This is a genomic window from Legionella bozemanae, assembly GCF_900450575.1.
Classification (GTDB): Bacteria; Pseudomonadota; Gammaproteobacteria; order Legionellales; family Legionellaceae; genus Legionella; species Legionella bozemanae.
Genome location: NZ_UGGY01000001.1, coordinates 608224 through 632460, shown reverse-complemented (window position 1 = coordinate 632460; position 24237 = coordinate 608224). Strand labels below are relative to the sequence as shown.

Sequence of the window (24237 nt, the reverse complement as noted above, 5' to 3'; positions counted from 1 at the left end):
TCTTATGCTCCTGCACTGTTCATGCTGGCAGCCACCTGCTTTTCAATCTGTGCCATGCGCTCAACCAGTGCCAATTTTTGTTGCAGCTTATGACCTACTTTAGGATCGAGTGAGCTCACAACTGTAGTAGCTCGATTAATTCGTTTTTGTATTTCTTTCACTAAATCAGCGTTTAATTCAGAGCCTGCTGTAGCTTGACTGACTTCCGTAAGTAGCTCGGTGAGGTAATTGGTCAGTAAATCTTGAGCAATCAGCATTGAATACTCCTCAATATCTACGGTGGTGCCTGCATAGCGCATGCTGTTTAATACGGATAAAAATTTCATCACGGGAAGTGAAGTCATACTTAAGAAATTCAATTCACGATTGCCTGGTTTCTCATCATTAAGCAGCTTGGTATTGATGGTGCGAATAATGTCACGAACTTTATAGGTTAATGTTGCGGTTTCGGGTATGGAAATATCTTGAAGACTTACTTGCAAGCAGGCATTGGTGCTTTCTGCATCTTTGCAGCGCCATATTTTGGCCTGGTGGGTACCGGCAGTCCCAATAAGTGCGTTGATTAAACCAGCATTGCCCACAAGTGAGGGCACATTGGTTACTTTACCTTGGCCATCGATAATCAGCGTTCCGGTAAGGCTCATCACCATTTCAGACAGTTCGCGGTCAGCACTTAAAAACGATTTCGATTGTAAAATAGACCACACAAGGTTTTTATTTAACACTACCTGTTTTTTACGTTCGGGATCGCTCGATGCTTTACTCATCACACTATCAAAACCAGTTCCAGAACAGACCATACGTGCTTTGACGTAATCACTGAATAATCCTTCTTTGCCCATGGCTGCTTGGTCTTTACAGATTTTTTGCTGGCTTTCTGCAGTTTTTGGCCAGACACCACCCACCATATTTTGGGACAACTGACAGGAATTGATGCTCGCTTGATTGGCCATTTGTTCCAATTGCTGCAAGTAATCTCGAACTTGTTTCAGCTCAGGAACAGTTGATGCCAGCATTACATCTACGGCATAAGCGCCGGCATTGGTCATCACTGATTTGCCTAAATCCACAAGCTTTTGTTCGCTTAAAAAACTCATACTGCCGGTAAATAAATCGATCCCCCCACATCCTGCACGGTAACTGGGTAAGTCCAATTGTACCAGCTGATATTGACGCACTTGATTGCGCGCATAAAGAGAGCCTCCACCAAAAAATCCTGCTGCTTGCGATTCAAAAGCAGCAGGAGAGGTTACATTCGATGCATAGCCAATGCCATTAAAGAAATTATCTAAATCGGTGCTAACACTAGCCTGTGTCAATGAAACCACACTCAACAGCACAAAGCTTACTATCAATTTGTTCATAGCATCACTCCCCTGCGTTCATAAGATGTAATTTTGGGAATGAGGCGCTCCATACGATAATTTAATTCGTCTTGGGTCATAGACCCAAATCCAACAGGAAACAGCATCTTTGTTTTGGGATTCACAACAAACAATGCAGGATAGTTAATGGGTTGTCCTTGGAAAGCTGCGTTAATCCATTCAGTAGTAGCAGGTAAAAAGTTTGGAAATTCAGGCAAGGGTAGATTGTCAAATGCTAAGGGAAGCACCTCAACTTCATTCTGCACAACCCATGATTTAAGAATGGGTGCAAATTGGTGGCAATGAGGACATGTGCTTGCATAAAAGAGAATGAGTCCATGTTCTCTAAAAAAGCCGTGCTGTTGTGTTTTGGGTTCTTTTTTGACTGTATGTTGTAGCGAGCCCTCTTCCTTGGAAGCAATAATCTTCGTAAACCATGCGGAACTTTCTGCGTGCACAGTAAATGTGCTTATAGTCAGAATAAGTACGGTAATAATCAAGCGTCCTTTCATCCTTGTTCTCCTTGAAACTGAGTGGCTACCTGTACGAGTCGCTCCATTAATACATCCTGCGTGGTTAAACCATACGCCACGGACTCTGTTTTACGGGATAGTGGGTTTACCAAAAGGAGTGCAGGAAAATAATGCACGCCAAGATGATTTGCTTGCCCTGAGTCAATTTTTGAGTGAGGGAATTCAGGTGAAATCACCCCATCCACACTAATGGCCATTAAAGTCAAACGAAACCGATGACAAAAATCAGCAAGAATGGGAATTTGCTTGAGGTCATAAGGACTTTTGCCACGATAGAAAAACAATAATCCATGGGATTTGGCGAGAGTTGTGATTACTTCTATACGATGCGACTCACGTACTTCATCGGTGATTTTAGTACCCATGTTCGATGTAGGATGAGTCACTGTATAATCGTATTGGGGATGAGCAAGCATCGTTTTTTGAAATAAGGTTTTAAAACGCGTTGACTCATTGAGCCAGTAATCTTGAAGGCTCAGAAAAACACGCATGTCTTCAATCTTTTTGGTGTACCGTGCTTTATGCAAGGCTTCCATGGTATAGAAACGAAGTACCGCATCGCGTTCAGTAAAACTAAGCCGGTTAAAGGGAGTGCCTCCAGGCACTGGTTGTCTTGTCTTTTTCTGTTCCTTTTCGATGCTGTACCAAAGAAAACCGACCGGTTTCTCGGCGAGCACACTAAGCGAATTAAGGAATATCAAAAGTAAAATGCCCCATTTAATCATGTGCACGCCCCATCTGTTTTAAACGCTCGATATGCGACTGATTGACCGCAGATACTTGCCCATCATTTGGCAGTACTTTACGATTCATGAGTTCTTGGGTAATAGGAGATAAATCTAAGGCAGAAAAATTAATGCGTTCGAGTTCTTCTGGAGTAATACCACGACAATTGGCTTTATTATCCTCATCTTTTGCCCAACCAAAGTGAATGCCTAACTGATAAAAACGTCCTTGAATTTGCAGGATGGAAGCCAATTTTGTTGGGAAAACACACCATGATTCTTTTTCCTCCAGGCAAAGTCCTAGCTTTTTTAAAGCACAAAAAGTTCCTACTTTGTATGCTCTGCCCTCTTCCTTAGCTTTGGCAAGCCGCTTCTCATCGTCACTGCAATGAGTCATTTGGTAGCTGCCATGACAACAATTACGTGTATTGGCAACCACTTTGCGACAGGTTGAATTTGTTCCAGTGAAAATCGCAGGCACCCCACTGCGAACTTGCTTGGTTGCGACATCAGATGCCACACCAGCAAGAGCCCCTAGGCGTGACAAGCCTTCAGCCGCATCATCACTTTCTTCCTCAAAAGACAAGTCACAGGATCCATCGCTGCAGGGTATTTTGTCAGGACAAATGGTTTTTTCTGGAAAACACACCTGATTCATACAGGAAAATGTTTGTAAGAAGCGAGTGCATAATCCATTGGACGCATTAAGACACCGGGAACTCACTTGCGAACAGCCGGCCTGAAGCAAAGGCATGCAATAACTGTTTTCTAAGTAAGAGCATTGATAATTCGAAGCATGACCCCAGCACGGTCTGGTAATGGCAATGCCCTCCATGATTTTTGTGGCATTCGGTTCAAGACATGAATTGGTGTTCGTTAAAACACAGGTATCTGAGGTGTTTTTGTCGCAGGCTTGCGTGACCCAAGACTCTTCACTTACCTGTTGCGTCAATGTCATCCTAAGCGGTATCGGTGCCTTAATTATTTTTCCTAAGGACACCGTCACTGTGGGGTCTTTGCAGGTAGGATTTTTTATGATTTGCAGCACTTTATTGTGATACATCACCACCAGATTTAATGCTTCACACGCAGGGCTTATTTCGGCAAGATTTGCTTTGCTGCATTTTTTGTTGTGTTTGCCACATTGGGCTAAATGAAACGTTGCACTTCCTTGAGGGAACATGACCTCGCGCGTAAAATTTTGTGTGAGTGGTTTTAGCGTTACCTTAAGCGCTTCACCACAGGAGATATTTTTGTAGCCCACGGTTTCTTCGCAGGTTTTGCTCTCTTGGGTCGATTCACAGAATCCTGGTTCTTTATAGCAAACACCATCTACCGCACTCTCTGGATTTTCAAGCAATTGTTCGGCATAACGCATCTCAGGGCTATTCGGATTGTAGCGTCCTTTAGTGCGAGTTCCTGCGTGTTGGTAAACCTCTAAAGCCTCCGGATTGTGGGACAGTGCGTTTAAGCCTGCAGAAGGCAAAGTGTTCGTTCCTTCTTGCGGGAGATGGCTCGTCTCCTTAGGATTTTGTGTGTATCCATTCAATACGCTTGCAGGACTAAAACCGTTTAAAGCGTGCATCGCTTGTTCGCGCGCCTTTAATGCATCCGCTGGAGTTTGCGCCAATCCCGCGGTAATAAATAGAGAAGAACATAAAATCAAGATGAACTTACTCACCGCTTATCCTCCGAGCATCCTGCATGGACAATTGGGCATCTCCATGACCTGCAATTCGTAACAATCCTTCTTTTAGGGTTAAATGGCCGTAAATCACATCAAAGGAGTTCCCTTCTTCAACAACCAGGGCAGGGACTTGCTGAATCTCAAAACGCTCAAATAAGGTGGGGTCAATGGCTAGATTCAAATTGGGGATTTGCTTGCTTAACTCCATGACCTTGAGTGCAGTATCCCTCATTGAATCGTGATACAACCCATTTAAATATGCAGGAATGTGTAACCTGCTGCTTTCTTTCAGGGTCTGCTCCAAAAGCGCATCCGGCATGGAAAAGCTGATAAACACGGAGACTGTAGAGGCAAAAAGTACCGTATTCGCAAAACATCCCAGTAAAAAAATAATTCCTTTTTTTAGCATGTCAAACTCCATCTAAAGGAAGGTACAGTTGCGTTTTCGCCACACTAAAAACCCATATTGGTCTGGAGTATGCGGTTTAATTTTTCCGAACTCCCAAGCCAAAGTGCTTAACCCACCTGGATAGCAATGTTTGCCATCGGCCACCTGATTGACCATTTCATAGCGGTAGCGGGATTTAGGGGTTACTGAATAATGATGTTCTTTGCAAATCGCACCTGACACAGGACTTGAATCAGCGATTAAAAATTCACGATGCATTTTGTAATTCATGCGCTCGGTCAATAGCAGCGCGGTTTGCACGGGAGATAAAGGTGCATGCACATGACCTGTCAGAGGATAATGAGTCCCTTGGCTTCCCGCACACCAAAAAAGGCTGTCTATGGGTTTCTTGGTCAATGTCGAAGAAAGAGCGTCCGCGGCACATGCAGAAGCTGCTATGGGATTACCAAATAACACCGACTCAGGACTTAATACAAAACTCATTTCTGAGTCTTGCCACGTAGGGTCAAGTTCGGTCAGGTAGGCAATATCAAAGTCTCCACCTTGCATGCATCCGAGTGAGGTGATGAGATTAAGCCAGCTAATAAGCGGGTATTTGTACCAATGGACGTGGAAAAACGCGCGTTGCTGGCCATTGCCCACCACATGACGACCACCTCTTGACTGCTTTAGGCCAAGATTGAGCTGGGTGCCGCCTAAATTCACCAGACAATACGGTGTGTCAGTCACATCCGTCAGCGCCACAGGCTCCCAAAAACCAATATTCAACCCCACACGTAAACCCATAGGGCTTGGGCATACACCTACAGGACTTGCTGCATTGTCAGTATCGGGAAGAGATGAGTTCACTACCTTGATGTTTCCAATCGATAAAGGAAATAAACATCGCCAACATACATCAGTAATCGGATTAACAAAATTTCCTGTACACTGCTTGCTAAAACCACTGCAAGAAAAAATAAATAAAACCATTAAAAATAGAGTTCTAAACAACATTGCCATTCTCCTTAATTGCCATTTCAACAATAAGAAGCTGATTTTCTTTGCGTGTTACTCGCGCTGGCACATGTTCAATATTAAGCTTTCTTGTAATGCGTCCTTCCTGATCAAAATAAATTACTGCGTTGAGTCTTTTTTCAGTGCTATCAATTGTCCCACTCGTCAAAATAAATTTTGGATTAGAACATTGATTATTTTGCTTCTCCGCCCAACGCATCTGCGCCTCATCATCTGCATTAAAAAACAACCAACAGGGTCTATATGTAGGCATATACCCCAAAGAATTAACATGAGTTCCTTTGGGGTAGAGAACATTGCCTTTACCATCCGCGATATCCTGACTTAAAGTGATTTCTGATATGTAGTAATGTCTGATTGTTTGGTTGGTTCGCCCCAAACCTAATGCGGTAGGTCTGTTAGTATGGTTGACCACTGTATCAATCCATTTCCGGTTTAATGTCTCCAACTCACCACTGGCAGTTAATATGCGTAAACGTTCTTCAATCAGCACTACAAAGCTTTTTTCTGCAACGGGGAAAACCCCGCCTACAACATCGAATGATTTAGCATGAGCATTCCAACAATTCGCTAACATAAGAGACACAAAAATTACTCTTTTCATGACTTGTTCCTCATTGCTTGTCCCAATTTGTTAACAATCTCATAGGTAATGTCCTCACCACCGGCAAGAACCTTACGATGATCTAAAATGATGACGTGATGCTGCTTTGCATACTGGGTTAATAGATTTTGAAGTTTATTTTTAAATTGACGTGTTGTATGGCTCACTTGCTCCTCATTTGCTTGATGCTCGGCGAGTTGACGAACCAATTGCGCCTGAATGACTTCAGTATCAAAAAGGACCACCTGAGTGTTTTGCGAAGTCCAAACAAGTTCCAATCCAATAAGAATTAATGCAACCACACTCAGTGAAACTTGATGAACTAATCGCATAATTCATCTCCATAGTATTGTTGTGCCACACGGTGCACAGCATCGGTGAGTGGTACCCCCTGGTTCATTAGGGATTCAATTTCCCCAAACTCATCACCTGAGGTAGAAAACAAAACCCTTGAAAATGGATCGCAAAAATAACGATGAAATGTTGTGACATTACCAAATTGAATCATCAAATTAGAAAATCCTTGTGTTTTTGCCTCACCAAAGGATTCGATCATGGAAACTTCTAGGGGGTTAAAATGGTCGGGATGTTTCTCTATATAGTCCCTAAATGCTCCTTGGCGCATGATGATTTTAGTATCGGCTGCTGCAGCAATAGCTTGCCCCTGGAGCGTATTCATAGTATCGGCAAGATTTTGAGTAATCACCGCAAAACCACCAGTGTGTTTTCTTGCCGTACGAAATCCCTGCTCAATAAATCCTGCTGAAATAGGATTAGATCCCACGACTAGAAAACGCCAAGCTTCATCAATGATGCAACGCTTTTGGGTTCGGCGGTCTGAGTGATAAAATTGACCCTGAATAATCACAATCATGACGAACATGACAATGGTAAGTAGTTCTGGATTACTTTCAAGTTTCCCCATTTCCAGAACCACAAAATTAGAGTTATTCAAAAGAGGGGTATCGCTGTTAAACATCTTGCCGTAGATTCCTTGGCTTCCATATTTATCCAACAAAATCAGCAAATCTTTTAATCTTCGGTCATTTCTGGATTCTGGTTTTTGAAGAAGCTCTCTCAGTGCTGCCAATACATCATCCATTTTGGCGAGCCTTCCTCTCCCTTTCCAACAGGTAAGAACCGCATCCAAAAGCCATGCTTTTTGTACCTCACCCAATGCTTCATTGGGGCTTGCCATAATGGCTAACAAGTCTCTGATTTGAATATAGTCATTCACCTTCTCGCCATTAATCTCGGTAACCCCATCAAAATCAAATAACGTAAAAGGATTAAGCGTCAATGTAGATGCATCAATGTAGCTTCCACCGACTAATTCACATAAATGCTTGTAAGAACCTCCTAAATCAATAACAAAAATTTGCTGCCCACGTGATAAACCATCAAGAATTTGTGCTTGTTCAAAAAAGGATTTACCAGAGCCTGGGCTTGCAATGGTTAAACGATTAAAATTGGTAATAGGTAAAACTCGGTCATCAAAGGTATCTAAATAAAACAATTGATGGCGGTATGTGGGTAGAATAAGCCCCTGCCGTGCTCCTTTAAAATCAGCAACCACAGGCAAAAGATTGGCCACATTCGTATGACTTAGTTTTTTGGTTAGGCCTAAGAGTTCAAGGCTTGAAAAAAGCCCTTCGGTCAACATAAAAGGGAAGCTTCCCAAAAATCGAAGCCACTGTTTGCAACGGCTTTGGATCAGTGTAAATCCCATTTGCCTAAAACTTGCGATTGCTTTTGCCACATGCTCCCGTTCTTTTTCAACGGTGGTGTACAATACTAGATTGTAAAACGTAGGCAGCAGGTACAGTTCGCCTTTGGATGCGTACTCATGAACAAATTGCCATTCGGAAGCCTCCTCTTTAATACTAGGATTAATAAAGGATTGAATGGCATTGTTATTAGCACTTAAAGATTTAGCTCTTTTTTTCGCTTGTGCCTTCATCTTTTCCTGATTGACACCACGCACAGTAAATGAAAGAAGAAATGGACATTGAATGCCTTGTTCAGGTTTTAAAAGATTGGCAAATAAGTCTGGCGTTTGCCATAAGGCAAATGGAGCCTTAGGAAAACTCGTGAGCTCACAATTCACCACCCTTGAGCGCTGAATAGCACCTTCATCATCTGCAATGGAGATATCAATGTTCTCATCACCAATTTCATATACTGTAGTCGGATTGGGAATGGATGCACTAATAAAAGGTTGTGAATCCTCAATTTTTGGCCAGGAACATTCATCGAAATTTGGTGAAACAAGAGCCCGCATCAATACTTTAAAATCGTGCGCCTCACACCGCATAAAACTAAACCCTGCAACTTTGAGTTCGGATTCAAAGTCATCTCGCAGTCCCTGAAGCTTGCCTTCAACTCTAAGCTCTGTTGGTCTTGAAATAAAAAGATAACATCGGTAATCCGAGAGTGTGGCTGGAACATTACGTCCATTTTTATAGCCCTTGGCAATGGCACTAAGATGGTATTTGAGACTTTGACGTGCTAGTTCTGCATAAATTCCATCTTGCTTTAAAATGGGTACGTAATTTTGATACATATTTTGCGCAAGCCAAGCGTGCTTATACAATAACACCGTACAATCCGTCCCTTCAGTTAGCTTGTTTTTAAAAGTTTCTGCTAAGGATTTCATCAAAGACTCGTCAGCCCCTGCCATAGGCATCAATAAAAGACCAAACCCCGCAGAGTTTCGGTTTACAAAAAATCCCTCATCACTTACCGTTTCATAAGGCAGAAGACTTTTTAGAGAAGGTAAATCTAAAGTGCACGATTCACTTACTTTTAGATGATTTTGCAGTGACTCTGGTTTAATCCCTGCTGTTTCTCCCATTTTATGACTCGCACGATGCATCATATCGCGTGCTTTATCTCGCCATTGATTTAGCCTTAAGCCCACGATTGCTCCTTAACTGTTTTTGCTAGCCATAGAGCTTGTCCATTATCTTGTTTGACTATTTTTCCTTGATTTAAAAGATGTTTGCTTTCAGCCTTCATCATGTTCTTTCTGGAACTATAGGGTTTTACATCATCTGAAAATCGAGTCATGGCATCGACCTGCTCGATGGTCAAACAACTATCCCCGGCCGTGGCATTACAACTGAAATTGGAACTGATTGGTCCACATCCTGCTAATCCCATATAAATTAAAAGGATCAGACTCTTTTTAATTATTTTCATCGTAATACCCCTGTCTCATTTCCGCTCAAGCTGTTCGCATGGTCAATTTTCCCTAATACCTCAGGCGGCACCGTAAAATTCATGTCAATCGAATTCCCTTCATGGTTAGCAGTAATTAATCTTTGTGCTTCTTCCTCTGCTTTGACTTGGTTCATGGCATGTTGGCTTTTGTCTTCATCAGGCTCTAAATAAAATCCATCTTTAAAAACCACCGTGACCACATTGCCAGAACCGACTTGAATGACAGGATGGTATTGTTCTGCGCGTTTAACGTAATACGCAGATAACGTATCTGCTGCTTTGGAAGCACCTCCATAAGCTGCAAAAGGTGCAATTTGGCTTGATGGAACTACAGAAGTTGCACCATAAGGGCCAATCGCTTGTACGCTTTGAGCATATTGTGCGGCTTGGGCAATTCCAGATAACGCACCACTAACTCCTGCCCAAGTCATCACTTTGTTATCCCTCATCAATGGCTTGCCTTTAATCCCCACTTTGCCATTGAAAAACACCCAACCCGTCACTTCTTTATCAATAATGGGTTGGCCTGGATGAGCACAAGAGAGACGATATAAGGTTGCAAAAGCACGTTCACTGGAAATATCTCCATAGGAATTCGCACTCACGCGACATCCCCGAAGACGTGAGCGCGCTCCATTAGGGAGTGTTCCATCCTCTAGGAACTTAAAGAGCATTACGCCGTTATTTTTAGATTGACCATTAACGGATGCATCCGCATCAGCACCACCCAAAACAACTGCTCTAACCGAAGTGTTTGAGGGGACGTAATGAGCAGGGTTCAAATAGCTATTATGATGAATTTTCGTACTACGGCGTTTGGGTCGAAAAGAAACTGTATGAATACGGGGCGTACTATCCGTCAATACCATGGGGTTAGAGTTGCTACCTGCATTCATGGCATAGGCATTGGGCTGATGCCACAACTCTGGATTGTGTACTCCTTTTAACTCATTGGATGTGTTCTGCGGTTGCTCGGAAATGGTTGTTTTTTCCTGATTTGCGAGAATCGAGGTGATTTGAGACGTCAATTCTTCTTTCTGAGCGCTTAGTTGCTTCTCATGTTCCTTACTCATCTTTTTCAAATTGGAAGTCAAAGCATTGAGTTGCTTTTTAAGTGATTCAAGCTCAGTTTGTTGGGCTGCTAATGCATTATCAGCTGCTGCTTCGGTAAACGATTCATCCACAATTCCAGTTATATCTACTGGTTTTTGTTGAACTAAAGTTTTTTTAGGACGACCATCTACAAACAATACAATCATGATAGCGAGAATAAGCAAAACTCCAATTCCCACCATGATTAATGTACGGAGTTGGCGGCTTTTAACCATTGTATTGAGTTGCCAATTAGCCATGATCCACTCCTGCAACACGGTAAAGCATGGCACGCTCACGAGGATTAATTGTGGGCTTAGAAAATTTAATCGCTAGAGTATCCTTCTTTGCAAACCATTCTTGAGATAACTCTAAAGGCTCTTTACCCCCGTTATAGAGCTCAATGGTTTCTCCTTTAAGAAGCCGCCCATCCCAAGACTCTTTAGGTAACAGGGTTAAACCTCTTCCCCAACGCTGGGCTTTGCCAAATTGACGCGTTACAACCACATCAGTAAATGGTTTTTTATTCTCCATATGGGTAAGCATTGCAAGAATTGCTTCTGGAATAGCTTCATGAGTCCCAGCTACCTGACTGGTTTTCGTTTGACGAGGTGTTACTTTTACAGGTAGTGGCTGTTGTGGAATGAGTTCAATTGTTTTACCTAATGACTCTTCGCTATTTAACGTCACCGAAAAATGATGACCTGCTTCAGTAGTAAGGAATAAGGTAAATGGGTTGGCTGCTGCCAACATAATGTAAACAGATCCATCCTGTTCATCACGTTTAATCGCCATCGCCTTTTCCGGAAAAACCGCTTCCACGATTTTGTCATTTTTCACAAAAATGCGGTTGTAATTTCCCTGGCTTAAAGTTAATGCGATTTCACTATTATCTTTAAAAGGGATACTGTTACTCCCAATCACACTCATTGATACCAGTGCCAAAATGACACCAAGTCCTTTATGCATCGTTACTCTCCTTCTTTGGTGCAAATTGGACGATTGATAAACGACCATCCATATATTGAAATACCAACTTGTATGTTGTTTGTGTGTCAGAAAGTGCTTGAATTCCCACATAGCGCTTTAACTTTCCATTCACCACAGCATTAAGTTCATTGGGGTTTACTTTGATTTCAGTGATGTCAAAGGTAGATGACATTTTTTTGTTTTTAATAACCCTGGCTTCCTGGGCAAACAGCTTTAAAAAATAGGGGTACTGTTGATGACTCACAAAGGAAAGCAGACGCTTATGATTCGCATCAACGGTTTCAGGACTAACATTGAGGCGCTCATTGATAAAATTCTCCGTCATTAAACTTAAGTAATGACTGTCAACAAATGAAGCACTTTTTAAATAACCAGGATTCCCTGAAAAAGGGGTAATCTCTACGGTATGATGTTTGAACGCTGAATATACAAAGCAAGACAACAGCACGTTAGATACCAATAAACCAAACACAAGGCACACCATCAAATTAAATCGTGCGGATAATTGGCTTAATCGGCTTTGGTGCGTTTTAAAGTCCATTTAGATCTCCTTAAGCCACATACACACGATGATGTGACAGTGGTAATTGGGGTAAAAAGAACTGAGTCAGCCCGCTTGGGAGATGCCAATAAGCCAACACAAGAAGCGCTTTGGGACCCTCCCCTTTTTTCAAATAACGCAAACCACTTAATAACCCCAGCCCAAACAGTGAGACCAAAATCTTTTGATTACTAATGATGAGCAACATAAAACCTAATCCTGCGACCACAAGCTCATCCAAAGTTAACGTCAGTATTCTCTTGGGTGCCTCAATGTGGCTTAAAAATTGATAATTCATGTTACTCATCGTTTGCTTTCTCCTTAAAACACGAATGTTTTCAATAAAAATGCTGGTATAAAAGCCACTGCAGTAACACCAACAAAAACCATTGGATTCTTACTTTTAACAGCCATCGCAGTAGCTAAAATAATGTCCACCAAAATAAACACTTTCCAAAACATTGAACCGCTTCCTAATGAATCTTTAACATCACCCTCCAATGCTTTGGATAACAGATCGTTAGCCCATAGACTTGATGAAAAAAGAAAAACACATATAGAACTGATTCCTCCTTTAATGGTCTTCATGAAGGTATTTTGTTTGTGCATTTCACTCTCCTTATGGCTCATTGATTAAGCTTGATTAACTTTTAGAAACTCCGGAACTTGTAATATTTTTCTTAGATAGTCTTCCTCTCGTTCAACCCCCATATTCGCTGGTACCTTGAATCCCAATAAGATCTTATTTCCTTTAGAGCACAAAACCTTAACCTCGATTTCCCCATCATCAACCAACACTTTTTCTCCAATTTTTCTGCTTAATACCACCATGATGTTCTTCCTTTATTTTTTGGTTAAAATTTCTTTACACTTGTTTAAATGAGTGACAACAACCTCTTGTTTTGCAGGCACATGACTCTTCTTAACCACATAAAACTGAGTACGCTTTTTAATCTCACGACAGCACGCAATCATTTGTGGTAAAGAAGGCGGCAACTCATAAAAATCCCGACATTGGATGATGGCTTTATTAATCGTGTTTTCGCTAAACCCATTCAAACCATCCTGCCATTCTTTTTTGGCATACTCCAAAAATCCTTCACTCTTAAACTGGCTTCGCCAAATGTGGCCATAAAAAGCTGCAAACTTTGAAAACAAGGTTTCAATCATTTTGCTTTTGGGATTAACCTCTCGGGAAATGGACGATGTTGGTTCTTTCGGGTTCATGGTCTTCTTCACTGGGGTTCCAAAATGGGTCTCTTGTGGATTCATGTTGATGAGGCTTCCAATGTGTTTCATGATGACTCTCCTGCTTCATTTCAGTGATTTCGTCTTCCCAACAGCGATGTGCCAACCAATTGGCAGGATATTTCCATTCCGCGACCCATCCACCATTGACTTTCATGGTTTCAACATGATGGATTTGGGCTTGTAATGCGCTCATGATTTGCTTAAATAACAAAGCACTTGGATTAAGTTTTAAAAATGCTGCTTGTGCTTTGGGTTTAGATTTTTTCTCTGGGTAAAGCGACCAAAATTGTTCGAATCGCGATAATAAATAAATATAATAATCTTCTTTTAGAGGTATGGCGGCTTTTGATGATTCGGCTATGTCGGCTATTTGTGGCTCAACGTGAGATAGCCCAGTCTCTACAAGACTTTCATTGTGCGGGTTTATGGTGGCTTTCTGTGGCGGGTTTATGGCGGCTTTATTTTGGACAGAATAATGCATTGTTGCTAATTCACATTTTAAAATTAACTGCATTCCTTCTGACTGAATAGTAATAATACCCGCACGGACTAAACCATATAGCGCTCGTCGAACCTGATCTCTTGAAAAATTCTGACTTTTGATCCCTTGATGAGGCTCAACATATAATTGTTCTGATATTGATTGGTGACTAATCCGTCGTTTAATCCCGACTAATCCAGTTTTACCATCCATATAAGGCCTAATTCCCATTAGATAAGCCAGGCGCTGGATATGTGGCAAGCCACTTAACGCATCTAACTCCTGATGATTAATTTTGAAATCCATTTACTCACTTTGCTCCTTCCTCCTATCGTCATAAAGTTCTTATTGTGTTATCTTTTAAACGATGGATTACATTTAAATACTCTTTTCGAGCAATTTAACTCATAAAGAGTATAAATTAGCACGTTTTGAGACAATGTCAATACTTGCTAATCGTTTATTTCTTAGTAACTGGAAGGCTCGGCAAAATATGAATGTCAAAGAAAAAATTGGACAACGGATAAAACACGAACGCACTACCAAAGGGCTGACAAGGAAAGCATTGGCTGAGTTGACTGAAAATTTAAATGTTTCCCGAATCAACAATTATGAACGTGGAGAAAGAACTCCTGGCCCAGAAGAAATTACTCAGTTAGCAAAAGCTTTGGAAGTATCCCCAGCTTTTCTGATGGGGCTATCCGATGAACGAGACAGTGAATTTAGCAGAAACTCTGGAATTGGAACATTAATACCATTATTAGATTACAAACAAGCTTGTGATCCGGACTTTTATATCCAAAGAATTAAAGAAGAACTTCACCCCGAAAAAATAAATTTTGTACCTGTCGGCCCTGACATAGCAAATCAGATAGATGAAAATGCTTTTGCATTACAAATTAATGACAACAGCATGGAACCTGAATTTAGAGTGAATGATATTGTAATATTAAATCCCAATGCTAAATTGAATCCAGGAGATTATGTCGCTGCTCAAATTGGAAGTGAGGAAGGAGTTGTTATTCGAAAATATAAGCAATTGTCTATTTCTACAACAGAACAAGTCTACGAGTTAATTGCAATAAACGAAGATTGGGCAAATCTTCATGTCGACAATCAGATAGTCTGTAAAATTATTGCAAGTGTTATTTATTTGCATAGAAAAATTAAATAGAACGCAATGCTCAACTTTAACACTCAACCTGTAATTCATAAGCTATTCATTGAGTAAATGTTTATTTTTCATAGTTTTTTATAACTTAATATATTGAAATTCTTAAATCTTCCCCCATATTCCTGTCATTCATTTATTTGCTCGGAAAATAAACTCTTGGCCTCACTACAAGACAAAAACAAAAAACATTTACGTACTGTGATAATTGGAAATATTGCAATATTCCTTACTATTCTCCAAGTAGATAATATTTTAAAAGGTGACTGGAGTGCCATAAAAATTGGGTTATGGGTGTTGCCCGGATCTATTGCCATCATTTTTTCAGGAATAATTAATGCTCAAATTAAATCAGAAATGAAAGCTAGATTGGTGTTCTGGCGCTGGAAAAACCCATTGCCAGGCTCTCAAGCATTTTCTCGATATGCAATGAACGATCAACGAATCAGTCTTCAATTACTACAACAAAACTATGGGCCATTGCCTACAGACCCTAAGGAACAAAATGCTTTATGGTATCGCTTATATAAATCTGTGAGTGGTGATGTGTCTGTAATTTATGCACATGGTGAGTTTCTATTTAATCGTGATTATGCTTTTCTCTCATTGGTATTCCTCTTCTTTTTTGGGATTGTAGGATGGTTCTTGATTGTGCCGATCAAAACCAAGTGGATTTACATCGCTTTTCTAATAATACAGGTCTGCCTCACTAATAATGCAGCTCGTAACCATGGACAGCGTTTTGTAACAACAGTTATGGCCATTAAATCGGCCGAAAAATAAGTGGATTTCTATGGGTATTGTACATTTTCTAAATGTTAAAAATGGGGATTGCTCAATTATTCAGCATCCGTCAGGACATGTCACAGTAATTGATGTTTGCAATGCTCGTAAACATAAAGACAAGCACATAAATATCTCAGAGTTAATTACAAACTTAAATAAAAATGCTACAAGTCATCAGAAATCCAACCCAACCAACCCTATCACTTATATTAAACAGCATGGTATCAAAGAAATTTTTCGTTTCATTTTGACGCATCCTGATATGGATCACATGGATGGCATCAAAGATTTTTTTGATGAATTTCACCCAACTAATTTCTGGGATATCAAAAACAAGAGCGTAAAATCTAATTGGAGCAATGGTCCATACAGGGAGGAAGATTGGCAATTTTATTGTTCACTCCGTGATGGAAATACTAACTCCTCAATCAAACGATTGAATCTATATGCCGGTGCTCAAGGCCAGTTTTTTAACCAAGATCAAAATGGAAAGAACGGAGCCGATGGATTATACGTTTTAGCTCCTACGCAAGAACTAGTTAATCATGCAAATGTAAGCGACGATTACAATGATGCTTCCTACGTCATTCTATACCGTTCAAATGCCGGACGGATATTATTCACGGGGGATTCTCATGATAAAACATGGGCGCATCTCTTAGCCAATCATCACAATGATATTGCAGATATAGATGTTCTAATTGCACCTCATCATGGTCGTGATTCAGACCGTTCCTATGATTTCTTAGATGTTGTCAGACCAAAACTTACTCTATTCGGTAATGCACCTTCTGAACATCTAGGTTACGGAGCTTGGAGCAGGAGAGGTTTAAAGCTGATCACTAATAATCAGGGAGGCGACATAATTATAGATACCAATGGAACGGGAATGAACATTTATGTAACCAGCGAGAATTATGCTAAACAACAAAACGCTAACACATACTATTCTTCTGATTTGCACGCATATTATTTGGGATATCTGCATGCCAGAACACCTCAATTCACTGAGTAATAGTGTAGATCTTGACTTAAACCTAATTTGGGATCGGAGTTAATATATTTACAAAATCAACATTGTTGTGTGATCAACTGGAAATATACTCGAAATTGAGGCATTTTCTAATACAGCACCTGAGACTTTTGCAAAATAAACTATTCGAAATAGAACATAAAAAATACAACACATTAAAAATAACACAATATAATGCAAAAAACCCCCTTCGGGAGATCGTCGTATTTGGGTACGACACCGTACGACACAGTACGCCATTTGTAGTAAAAACCCGCGGCAAAATTTATAATAAAATCAAGTGCTTAAAAATGAAGCTGGGGGCTCATAATCCGTTGGTCCTAGGTTCAAGTCCTAGTGGGCCCACCAATAAAATCAAGTAGTTACGTGTAGTTGTAGAAGGCGCATTCTAGCTCCAAGTGCGACAATTATTTTTGGCACGTTCAGTTTTCAAGTGCGAATTTCCCCTTGCGGATTTAAGCGCTCTTTGTACTCATAAAAAACCTCTTTTGGCGTACGATATTCTAAACATCGCATAGGTTGATTATTCAATTTACTGACAATCATTTCAATGTCTTTTTGAGTATGTTTTTCAATACTAGATTTTTTAGGTAGATACCTTCGCAATAAACGATTTCCATTTTCAATAGCTCCTTTTTGATAGGATTTGTATGGTTCACAAAAGTAAACAGGAGCGGCAAAAGCATCGGCTATTGTTACATGATGAGCAAATGCAATATCATTGTCTAATGTTAAAGAGTGTACGATATTACTCCAGTTTTTCTTCATATATTTAACTAATGTATAAGCTGTTTTCTGAGGTGTTCGGCTGTTACTTTTAATTGCTACTAAATAACGGCTTTTCCGTTCACGCAAGGTAATTAAATGCGGATTATGTTTTGTGAACATTAGTAAATCACCTTCCCAATGACCAAATAGTTGGCGCTGATTTATTTCCTTACTACGTTGTGCGATACCTATTTTTTCGGTTTCCGATGTCGATTTTTGTCGTTTGCGTTGAACGCACGGATAACGAAAACGTCTCTTTTTATGCAATAATTGGTAAAGCTTCTCTGCTTTACCTGCTGGACTATAGATATAAGCATAAATGTTTCATGAGAGATAATACATTGTCCTGCTGACCTTTTAAGCCGACCTGAAATTTGTTGAGGAGACCAGCCTTCTTTCAAGCGAGCAATAATAACTTTCTTAAGCTCAGGAAATTTGTTTCGCTTAAATCCATGATGAAATTTTCTTGATAAATACTGTTGAGAAGCCCAATCTGCTCGATAACCAGGCCGACTACTATTACGCTCTAGTTCTCGATAAATAGTAGATTTATGAAATCCTAAATGACTAGCTATTGCCGCTATCGACTGACCTGAAAATAAACCTTCATACAGCTGAATACGGTCTTGAGCTGTTAAATGACGATAATGTTTTCCCATACACATTCCTGTTTGTAGTGTCAAAATAACTGTTAAGCATAACGTTATTTATAACTGTTTCTAAAACAGAAATTCGCACTTAGAGACTGAAACTACCTTTATACTGCTGTATAAACACTTCCTTAGGCATCTTAAATCCCAAACATTTGGCTTATCCGGTTCATCCCCATTGGGGAAATGCGCAGATGCATTTTCATTCATTGGACTTTGGGGAATAATCCCATAATCCGCTTCGCTTCTTACGGGCTACACTTGCTCACGAGAATATTGTACTCTTTGGCAAAATCGATTTTGAGGGTATCGAATTAGAGATGAAAATGATTTGCAGGGAATAATTGATAAGAGATGAGGATATGGAGAAAGTCCCGTATTACGCTTTCGCTAATACGGGACTGCGCTAGCTAAGCAAACTCAGATTTGCCTGAAAATTCTGCTTTACGATACCCTGGATGGACTTTCACATGCCAGAGGGGCAGCATCATAAATAATGGAATCAGGCAGCAAATAAACAAGGTGAGGAAAAAATTATCCCAGCCGTAATTTTTGATAATTGCACCCAAAGGAGCACCAGCCAGAACAGCACCTAAACAATAAGCAAAAAATCCGGCAAAGCCAGTTGCTGTCGCCGCTGCTTTTTTATGTGATAACTCCGCACACGCCATACCAATCATCATTTGTGGCCCAAAGATAAAAAAACCAAAGAAAAAAAGAAACAATGAATCGAGGAATGGTGTATATCCCCTAGTCAACGTAAAGAGCAACAAAGTGACAAATACACCTCCAGTAAAGAGAACATTGATTGGGTTGCGTTTACCTTGAAATATTTTATCAGAAAGCCATCCGGCAACCAGACTTCCAAAAAAACCACCCACCTCAAACCATATGACACAACTACCTGCTGTGATTAAGGAATAATCCTTCACCTCAGTTAAGTACAGCATGCTCCAATCATTAAGGGCCGTTCGGACAATGTAAATAAACAAATAAGAAATGGACAGTATCCAAATATATGGGTTGCTTAACACATAATTCCAAAGAATTTCTTTGATTGAGAGTTCTGTTTTTTCATGGTGGTGATTGGATAAACCAGAAAAATCTCCTCGATATTGCTCTATCGCAGGTAAACCCAGCGACTGCGGAGTATCTCTTAAACGATTGATTAAAAAAATACCTCCTAAAATGCAGATAACCCCCGGCACAAACATGGCTGAACGCCAGCCGAAATACTGCGCGCACATAGCAACAATCAATGGAATTAATGCACCACCAACGTTATGTGATGTATTCCAAACACTCCACCAACGACCACGTTCGGATTGAGAATACCAATGTGTTAATAATTTAGTACATCCTGGCCATCCCCACCCTTGAAACCAACCATTCAATCCCCAAAAAATAGCAAACAACCACCAGGTGGAAGACAATCCAAACAAAATATTAGCAATACCTGTCAAAATTAGCCCAATCGCCATTAAATAACGAGGATTTGACTTATCGCCAAGAATTCCACTCAAAAATTTGCTGATGCCATAACTTAAGCTCAAAATGCTCGCAATCATTCCCAGTTCGGTTTTGCTCATCCCTAAGGCGCTTTGTAATGCAGGCATCGCGAAGGTAAAACTTTTTCGCGTGAAATAAAATAAAGCATAGCCTATATACATTGCATAAAAAGTGCGAATACGCCAATAACGATATTGCTGTTTAACAACAGTTTTATCCTGAATTTCATTAAGATAAGGAGCAGGTTTTAGAAAAGTCAAAAATGCCACGATTGTCCATCATCATGAAAAAAATAAGATTAGAATGTAACTCGTAAAGTATGTCAATTCTTTCTAATAAAAATAATAGCCGGATCATACCTCTTAATAATTAATTAAAAATTTAAATGGAATTCTTGTGAAATTATAAATAAGCTACATGATTTGCATTAAAAGGGATTTGTCGTAATGAAAGAAATAGTTAGTTTATTAGAACAAGAGCAAATCGATTTTGCTAATTATAAACGTCCTGAAGTCATAATGGTTTTAAGAAGAAAATTTCGTACTCAAAAAGATTGGATTATAGCTTCTTTCAACCAATATCAATTTACTGAAAAAGAATCACAAAAAGTCCAACAGGCGATCCTAAATGGGGATCTTCGAATAACAGATCTTCTAAAACGTCCGTTTACCCACTATTTTTGGAGTTTCCTTACCTTTAAGTGGGGAGAGATACTTTCGGGTGGAAAAAAATTATCCAAACAAGAGGTCTTACAAATTGCTACCTACTCTAGCAATAGCCAAGAATTTGCAAGAACCCCCATTCAAAATAGAAATAGGCTGCTAAAAGGAGTGCCATTAGTCATTGGCAAAGTCGTTACCTCCATGGCGCTTTGTATGGTATTTTGCCTGGGATTATTAAGTACTTTAGGGGCACCCTTTGGCGTTAGCCTCGGCTTAGCAATAGTACTTTCCTGTTGTAATGGAATAGTGTGTTTATTAAGTCGTGGACAAGCCATGCTTGATAGTGCTGGCTTTCAGCCTCAAAAACAAAAAACGTTTAAGACCTTTGAAGAAAATATAAAAGAAAAAACGATACTCGATAGAGGTCAGAAATTATTTTTTGGTGTGGTGACATTGTTGGCATGTATTTCTGCGGGCATTTCTGGATATGCTGGTCTCGTAGGACTTCTCACTTTTTTGGGGGCGGGTATGCTCGCCTCTAACCCTCTAGTTTTGGCAGTTACGATTGGGTTATCTGTGATTGCAGCTATCTCTTTTTATTCGTTTCAAGCTGCAGGCATACGTGAAAATTATACAAAATTTAAAAATCTTTTTATTGAAGATTATAAAAAACCCTATGGTCTTTTGCGATGTGTCTTATTAGGAGCCGTAAGTACGGTCTTTTTAGCTGTTTATGCGACGCTAACTTGGTTTACTACTGTCTCAGGGGTTAATAAGCTTTTCAATTCCTTAGGTGCGACTCCCGATACCCTTTTAGCACATGTTATTGCTATGATATGTACTTCAACAACCATGGTGGTTAACACTTTTTCACAAGTATATAAAGTCTTTAACCCGAAAACCTATGTCGATCTAAAAGAAAAATTTGAATCAATATATCAACCACCAGAAGAAAACCAGACAAAAGTACAAAAGATAAAGCATGGAGCCATCAATATGCTCAAATTATTTGCTTTGATAGGTGATTCTCTTGCTTATTCTGTTGCCGGTGGAATCCGCAGTGGAATTCATGTTGGTGAAACATTGGGAGAAGCAATAGGAGCAAAACTTGCATTAACCGTTACCATGGCAATACTGTCTCCAGTCATTTTGGTATTCGTATCGATAGCTTTTACTTGGCCTACCGTTTTTCATAACAAAAAATCGACTCAAGATCCTTCACAGATGGAGAAGCCATTGAGAGAAAAAATAAGTCAAAGTCATACTCCAGATGCACTGCAAAATAATACGCCATTACCAACAGCAGAAAAATCTATCAAACCTAATAATCCTAAAAGTAGCCGAGCTGGGCTAAGATTTTTTGATGCATGCTTGAATGAAGAGTCCAGTGGTAGCCCTACTTTAGAGAGAAAAACAGTTTTGACATCCTCCATGCTATAAATGTTGTATTGAAGGCGGCCAAGGCAATACTCTGGCATTGGAGTACATGGTCATTAAAGTATGAGTGATTTAACATACTTCGAATACTCAATTCAAATGAGTGCATTAAATGCTAGCCATTTGCTGTGAGAGTATATAGCGAAGATTTGGGGAGAATTTGTGTATTTGAGTACGACACAGTTATACATCGTCAAGCATTTGTAGTGGATTTCTAAGAGAAAATTTATTTTGAAAAGTTTTCAAAGCTTCTGGACAGACCTCCCATGGATAATGAAAGATTAAAAAAATTATTTTCCAAATCTCCACCATGGGATGAATAATGCTAAAAAAGCCAGTCCCTATTAATAATAATATTTGATCTTAGTGATTTTGATAGTTGTAATCAAAACTTAGATTCATGGTTTATAAAGCAAGCTAATGAAAGTGGTTCAGCGAAGACCTATGTCGTTTTTGACGATGAGCAAGAATTGCAGTTAGAAAAGATTATCAGGGTAAGAACATAGGTCGCAAATGAGGTCGGTGTAAGAGCTATATTACTCACCCCATTGACGATATAGCAGAATCTTTTTATAAACATTTCGGCTTTGAAAAATCACCACGCACAAAACAAGCTTAGGATAGTGTCCGATTTTCTGAGGAAAGATCAATTCGCATCTCCTCTTGTTCAACGGACAGTGTTTTACCTTGAAAATAATCGGTAAATTTTTGCAGCACTATGCCAATAGCAAGTGTCACTCCCATTGGTTTATGCTGGGTTTTATATTCAAATATTCTTTCTTGATATTCTGAAAATTGCATACCATTATCTTTCAGTATTTGCAAAAGGTAGGTATCTGTTTTTTCAAAATTTGCCATGGGAATATTAAGTCTACTTAAAGACTCTCTAGGTATATTCAACTCTTTAATTAATACGTTGGCTATGGATGGATTGTTTCTCTTGATGGCATCGATTAAATAGCTCAATTTCGTATCGAGTGGAACTTCAATGGATGAAATTTTGCTCAACATTATTCGCACACAATCCGGATTATCACTTTTAATAGCATGCTGTATCATATCTTCCGTGCCATCAAAATATAATTTCTTGGTGATTATATTCTGAGGTTCGAATTCGGTTAACTCATTGAAAAAATCACTCAACAGTTCAGGGTTTCCTCCATTAGCTGCAGCTGCCAGTAAAGAATTAGTCATGGTTTCATCTTTAAAAACATCCTTAAATTTCTCTGAAAAAGGCAGCCAGTTACGTAAGGTTTGATAACTTTGGCGTCTACCATATACTAATGCTTGAAAAATGAGGTTTGGCAAATCACTTTCATTTAAAGCAGGCAAAAGCGCCTTTAGCGACTCATGATTATTATTTATAACAGCCTTGGACGCGGCATCGGAGTATTCTGAAATGGACCAATTCCCGACTTCGATAATTTGTCCCATCACCTCTGCACTATTACTATTTTCTGCAAAAAAAGATAAATTATTATAATGTTGCCCAGCTACTTTAATAGTACACTTAGGATCCTCAGCGAATATGTCCAGAGAAGGAAAATCATTTCTTGGGCTGATATGAGGATTATTTATCACCCGAATGTTCAGTGCGAGTCCATCACTACTACCGTACCAAAATGACAAGTAATTAACTATAGCAGCTTCATCATCACATTTAATTTCTTTTCTTATCGAGCTAGGATCATACAAATAATATTTATCGCCTTTTTTTCTGATCCCCATAGCATGGTCTGGTGTGGAAATAAGCATTACTTCATTTTCCTGAAGCTTTATATTTTTGATAAGATTAGCCATAGTTTTTTTTCTACCTACCAAGGATATATCAAAACATGCTTTCATACTCTTTGAGGTAACCTTATCACCTTCTTTTTGATTGACGCTTAATGCCTGATAACTGTTATTTTGGTTTAAATTTTTGTTGAACAACTCTGGTTCCATGGTAAGTAACACTTGGTTTATAAAGGTATTTACTTCCTCATCATATGCGGTTACATTTGACGCTCGTTTCAATAAGTCTTGGAATTCATCAGCACGTCCTTCAAGTACATATTTTGCATATAACGAGGCCAAGCCATTACATACTCCCTGTTCATCAAATTTCAACGGAATATTTTGTGCTTTCAGATATTCATTAATTCTTGGAACAATGCTTTCTTGAGTAGTCATAGTATAAGGTTAAATCATGATATGTTAAATTATAGAACATTGGCGGGGCTTTGCTTAAGGTTATTTCGAAAATAGAAAATCCAACGTTGCAAAACAAGATCCTGTTGGTTTTGTTAATCGAATCAATAAAGCA

26 protein-coding genes are annotated in these 24237 nt (G+C 39.6%); 4 read left to right on the top strand and 22 right to left on the bottom strand.

Annotation, left to right across the window (positions count from 1 at the left end; all coding sequences use genetic code 11):
- Positions 1-2 precede the first annotated feature (2 nt).
- The 18 genes from DY223_RS02750 to DY223_RS02665 are packed head-to-tail and all read right to left on the bottom strand — an operon-like array spanning position 3 to position 14222.
- On the bottom strand, positions 3-1364 hold the full coding sequence (locus DY223_RS02750; RefSeq protein ID WP_058461030.1) for a conjugal transfer protein TraH: 1362 nt from the start codon (positions 1362-1364) through the stop codon (positions 3-5).
- A complete protein-coding gene (gene trbB / locus DY223_RS02745; RefSeq protein WP_058461029.1) occupies positions 1361-1876 on the bottom strand; it encodes a type-F conjugative transfer system pilin assembly thiol-disulfide isomerase TrbB in 516 nt (171 codons plus the stop codon). The genes DY223_RS02750 and trbB overlap by 4 nt, the downstream gene beginning before the upstream one ends.
- The gene (gene traF, locus DY223_RS02740; protein WP_058461028.1) at positions 1873-2622 is read right to left on the bottom strand and encodes a type-F conjugative transfer system pilin assembly protein TraF; all 750 of its coding nucleotides are present in this window, start codon (positions 2620-2622) and stop codon (positions 1873-1875) included. Before traF ends, trbB begins: the two co-directional genes overlap by 4 nt.
- Entirely contained in the window at positions 2615-4303 is a 1689-nt protein-coding gene (gene traN, locus DY223_RS02735) for a conjugal transfer protein TraN (RefSeq protein ID WP_058461027.1), read from the bottom strand. The genes traF and traN overlap by 8 nt, the downstream gene beginning before the upstream one ends.
- On the bottom strand, positions 4296-4718 hold the full coding sequence (trbC, locus tag DY223_RS02730; RefSeq protein WP_058461026.1) for a type-F conjugative transfer system pilin assembly protein TrbC: 423 nt from the start codon (positions 4716-4718) through the stop codon (positions 4296-4298). Before trbC ends, traN begins: the two co-directional genes overlap by 8 nt.
- Positions 4719-4730: 12 nt before the next feature.
- The gene (gene traU / locus DY223_RS02725; protein WP_058461025.1) at positions 4731-5714 is read right to left on the bottom strand and encodes a conjugal transfer pilus assembly protein TraU; all 984 of its coding nucleotides are present in this window, start codon (positions 5712-5714) and stop codon (positions 4731-4733) included.
- On the bottom strand, positions 5704-6339 hold the full coding sequence (traW, locus tag DY223_RS02720; protein WP_058461024.1) for a type-F conjugative transfer system protein TraW: 636 nt from the start codon (positions 6337-6339) through the stop codon (positions 5704-5706). Before traW ends, traU begins: the two co-directional genes overlap by 11 nt.
- On the bottom strand, positions 6336-6671 hold the full coding sequence (locus DY223_RS02715) for a TrbI F-type domain-containing protein (protein ID WP_058461023.1): 336 nt from the start codon (positions 6669-6671) through the stop codon (positions 6336-6338). The genes traW and DY223_RS02715 overlap by 4 nt, the downstream gene beginning before the upstream one ends.
- On the bottom strand, positions 6662-9259 hold the full coding sequence (traC, locus tag DY223_RS02710; protein WP_058461022.1) for a type IV secretion system protein TraC: 2598 nt from the start codon (positions 9257-9259) through the stop codon (positions 6662-6664). The genes DY223_RS02715 and traC overlap by 10 nt, the downstream gene beginning before the upstream one ends.
- A complete protein-coding gene (locus tag DY223_RS02705) occupies positions 9250-9540 on the bottom strand; it encodes a TraV family lipoprotein (RefSeq protein ID WP_058461021.1) in 291 nt (96 codons plus the stop codon). The genes traC and DY223_RS02705 overlap by 10 nt, the downstream gene beginning before the upstream one ends.
- Positions 9537-10913, bottom strand: coding sequence for a TrbI/VirB10 family protein (locus DY223_RS02700; RefSeq protein WP_058461020.1), 1377 nt, complete (start codon positions 10911-10913; stop codon positions 9537-9539). The genes DY223_RS02705 and DY223_RS02700 overlap by 4 nt, the downstream gene beginning before the upstream one ends.
- On the bottom strand, positions 10906-11622 hold the full coding sequence (traK, locus tag DY223_RS02695) for a type-F conjugative transfer system secretin TraK (protein WP_058461019.1): 717 nt from the start codon (positions 11620-11622) through the stop codon (positions 10906-10908). The genes DY223_RS02700 and traK overlap by 8 nt, the downstream gene beginning before the upstream one ends.
- Positions 11615-12184 (bottom strand): type IV conjugative transfer system protein TraE, encoded by a 570-nt coding sequence (gene traE / locus DY223_RS02690; protein WP_058461018.1) that lies wholly within the window; start codon positions 12182-12184, stop codon positions 11615-11617. Before traE ends, traK begins: the two co-directional genes overlap by 8 nt.
- Before the next feature lie 10 nt (positions 12185-12194).
- Entirely contained in the window at positions 12195-12491 is a 297-nt protein-coding gene (traL, locus tag DY223_RS02685) for a type IV conjugative transfer system protein TraL (protein WP_058461017.1), read from the bottom strand.
- A gap of 14 nt (positions 12492-12505) precedes the next feature.
- Positions 12506-12793 carry a hypothetical protein gene (locus DY223_RS02680; RefSeq protein WP_058461016.1) on the bottom strand — a complete coding sequence of 96 codons (288 nt, stop codon included), beginning with the start codon at positions 12791-12793 and terminating at the stop codon, positions 12506-12508.
- Positions 12794-12817: 24 nt separating this feature from the next.
- Entirely contained in the window at positions 12818-13015 is a 198-nt protein-coding gene (locus DY223_RS02675; protein WP_058461015.1) for a carbon storage regulator, read from the bottom strand.
- Positions 13016-13027: 12 nt separating this feature from the next.
- The gene (locus DY223_RS02670) at positions 13028-13411 is read right to left on the bottom strand and encodes a hypothetical protein (protein ID WP_058461014.1); all 384 of its coding nucleotides are present in this window, start codon (positions 13409-13411) and stop codon (positions 13028-13030) included.
- A complete protein-coding gene (locus tag DY223_RS02665; RefSeq protein WP_058461013.1) occupies positions 13368-14222 on the bottom strand; it encodes a hypothetical protein in 855 nt (284 codons plus the stop codon). Before DY223_RS02665 ends, DY223_RS02670 begins: the two co-directional genes overlap by 44 nt.
- Positions 14223-14409: 187 nt before the next feature.
- On the opposite strand from DY223_RS02665, the gene DY223_RS02660 reads away from it, so the two are divergent.
- The 3 genes from DY223_RS02660 (at position 14410) to DY223_RS02650 (ending at position 16888) form a co-directional block, all read left to right on the top strand.
- Complete coding sequence (locus tag DY223_RS02660; RefSeq protein WP_058461045.1) at positions 14410-15090, top strand: helix-turn-helix domain-containing protein; 681 nt, start codon at positions 14410-14412, stop codon at positions 15088-15090.
- 156 nt (positions 15091-15246) lie between these two features.
- Complete coding sequence (locus DY223_RS02655) at positions 15247-15870, top strand: hypothetical protein (RefSeq protein WP_058461012.1); 624 nt, start codon at positions 15247-15249, stop codon at positions 15868-15870.
- 10 nt (positions 15871-15880) lie between these two features.
- Positions 15881-16888 carry a ComEC/Rec2 family competence protein gene (locus tag DY223_RS02650; protein ID WP_058461011.1) on the top strand — a complete coding sequence of 336 codons (1008 nt, stop codon included), beginning with the start codon at positions 15881-15883 and terminating at the stop codon, positions 16886-16888.
- Positions 16889-17335: 447 nt separating this feature from the next.
- On the opposite strand, the gene DY223_RS02645 is transcribed toward DY223_RS02650, so the two are convergent.
- The 3 genes from DY223_RS02645 to pgtP all read right to left on the bottom strand — a co-directional run bounded on the left by DY223_RS02645 (position 17336) and on the right by pgtP (position 20102).
- Positions 17336-17941 carry an IS30 family transposase gene (locus tag DY223_RS02645; RefSeq protein ID WP_235810453.1) on the bottom strand — a complete coding sequence of 202 codons (606 nt, stop codon included), beginning with the start codon at positions 17939-17941 and terminating at the stop codon, positions 17336-17338.
- Complete coding sequence (locus tag DY223_RS02640; protein ID WP_058457918.1) at positions 17863-18333, bottom strand: helix-turn-helix domain-containing protein; 471 nt, start codon at positions 18331-18333, stop codon at positions 17863-17865. The genes DY223_RS02645 and DY223_RS02640 overlap by 79 nt, the downstream gene beginning before the upstream one ends.
- A 401-nt stretch (positions 18334-18734) precedes the next feature.
- The gene (gene pgtP, locus DY223_RS02635; protein ID WP_058457917.1) at positions 18735-20102 is read right to left on the bottom strand and encodes an MFS transporter; all 1368 of its coding nucleotides are present in this window, start codon (positions 20100-20102) and stop codon (positions 18735-18737) included.
- Between the two features lie 177 nt (positions 20103-20279).
- On the opposite strand from pgtP, the gene DY223_RS02630 reads away from it, so the two are divergent.
- Positions 20280-21935: a hypothetical protein gene (locus DY223_RS02630; protein WP_058457916.1), complete on the top strand. Its 1656-nt coding sequence runs from the start codon at positions 20280-20282 to the stop codon at positions 21933-21935.
- A gap of 612 nt (positions 21936-22547) precedes the next feature.
- Here DY223_RS02630 and DY223_RS02625 read toward each other — a convergent pair.
- On the bottom strand, positions 22548-24104 hold the full coding sequence (locus tag DY223_RS02625; RefSeq protein ID WP_058457915.1) for a hypothetical protein: 1557 nt from the start codon (positions 24102-24104) through the stop codon (positions 22548-22550).
- Between the last annotated feature and the right edge of the window lie 133 nt (positions 24105-24237).

Bases quoted from the DNA above. Each gene is read 5' to 3' on its own strand.
- DY223_RS02750 (WP_058461030.1), bottom strand. From the start codon at position 1,364: ATGAACAAATTGATAGTAAGCTTTGTGCTGTTGAGTGTGGTTTCATTG.
- trbB (WP_058461029.1), bottom strand. From the start codon at position 1,876: ATGAAAGGACGCTTGATTATTACCGTACTTATTCTGACTATAAGCACA.
- traF (WP_058461028.1), bottom strand. From the start codon at position 2,622: ATGATTAAATGGGGCATTTTACTTTTGATATTCCTTAATTCGCTTAGT.
- trbC (WP_058461026.1), bottom strand. From the start codon at position 4,718: ATGCTAAAAAAAGGAATTATTTTTTTACTGGGATGTTTTGCGAATACG.
- traU (WP_058461025.1), bottom strand. From the start codon at position 5,714: ATGTTGTTTAGAACTCTATTTTTAATGGTTTTATTTATTTTTTCTTGC.
- traW (WP_058461024.1), bottom strand. From the start codon at position 6,339: ATGAAAAGAGTAATTTTTGTGTCTCTTATGTTAGCGAATTGTTGGAAT.
- DY223_RS02715 (WP_058461023.1), bottom strand. From the start codon at position 6,671: ATGCGATTAGTTCATCAAGTTTCACTGAGTGTGGTTGCATTAATTCTT.
- DY223_RS02705 (WP_058461021.1), bottom strand. From the start codon at position 9,540: ATGAAAATAATTAAAAAGAGTCTGATCCTTTTAATTTATATGGGATTA.
- DY223_RS02700 (WP_058461020.1), bottom strand. From the start codon at position 10,913: ATGGCTAATTGGCAACTCAATACAATGGTTAAAAGCCGCCAACTCCGT.
- traK (WP_058461019.1), bottom strand. From the start codon at position 11,622: ATGCATAAAGGACTTGGTGTCATTTTGGCACTGGTATCAATGAGTGTG.
- traE (WP_058461018.1), bottom strand. From the start codon at position 12,184: ATGGACTTTAAAACGCACCAAAGCCGATTAAGCCAATTATCCGCACGA.
- traL (WP_058461017.1), bottom strand. From the start codon at position 12,491: ATGAGTAACATGAATTATCAATTTTTAAGCCACATTGAGGCACCCAAG.
- DY223_RS02680 (WP_058461016.1), bottom strand. From the start codon at position 12,793: ATGCACAAACAAAATACCTTCATGAAGACCATTAAAGGAGGAATCAGT.
- DY223_RS02675 (WP_058461015.1), bottom strand. From the start codon at position 13,015: ATGGTGGTATTAAGCAGAAAAATTGGAGAAAAAGTGTTGGTTGATGAT.
- DY223_RS02670 (WP_058461014.1), bottom strand. From the start codon at position 13,411: ATGAACCCGAAAGAACCAACATCGTCCATTTCCCGAGAGGTTAATCCC.
- DY223_RS02665 (WP_058461013.1), bottom strand. From the start codon at position 14,222: ATGGATTTCAAAATTAATCATCAGGAGTTAGATGCGTTAAGTGGCTTG.
- DY223_RS02660 (WP_058461045.1), top strand. From the start codon at position 14,410: ATGAATGTCAAAGAAAAAATTGGACAACGGATAAAACACGAACGCACT.
- DY223_RS02650 (WP_058461011.1), top strand. From the start codon at position 15,881: ATGGGTATTGTACATTTTCTAAATGTTAAAAATGGGGATTGCTCAATT.
- DY223_RS02640 (WP_058457918.1), bottom strand. From the start codon at position 18,333: ATGGGAAAACATTATCGTCATTTAACAGCTCAAGACCGTATTCAGCTG.
- DY223_RS02630 (WP_058457916.1), top strand. From the start codon at position 20,280: ATGAAAGAAATAGTTAGTTTATTAGAACAAGAGCAAATCGATTTTGCT.
- DY223_RS02625 (WP_058457915.1), bottom strand. From the start codon at position 24,104: ATGACTACTCAAGAAAGCATTGTTCCAAGAATTAATGAATATCTGAAA.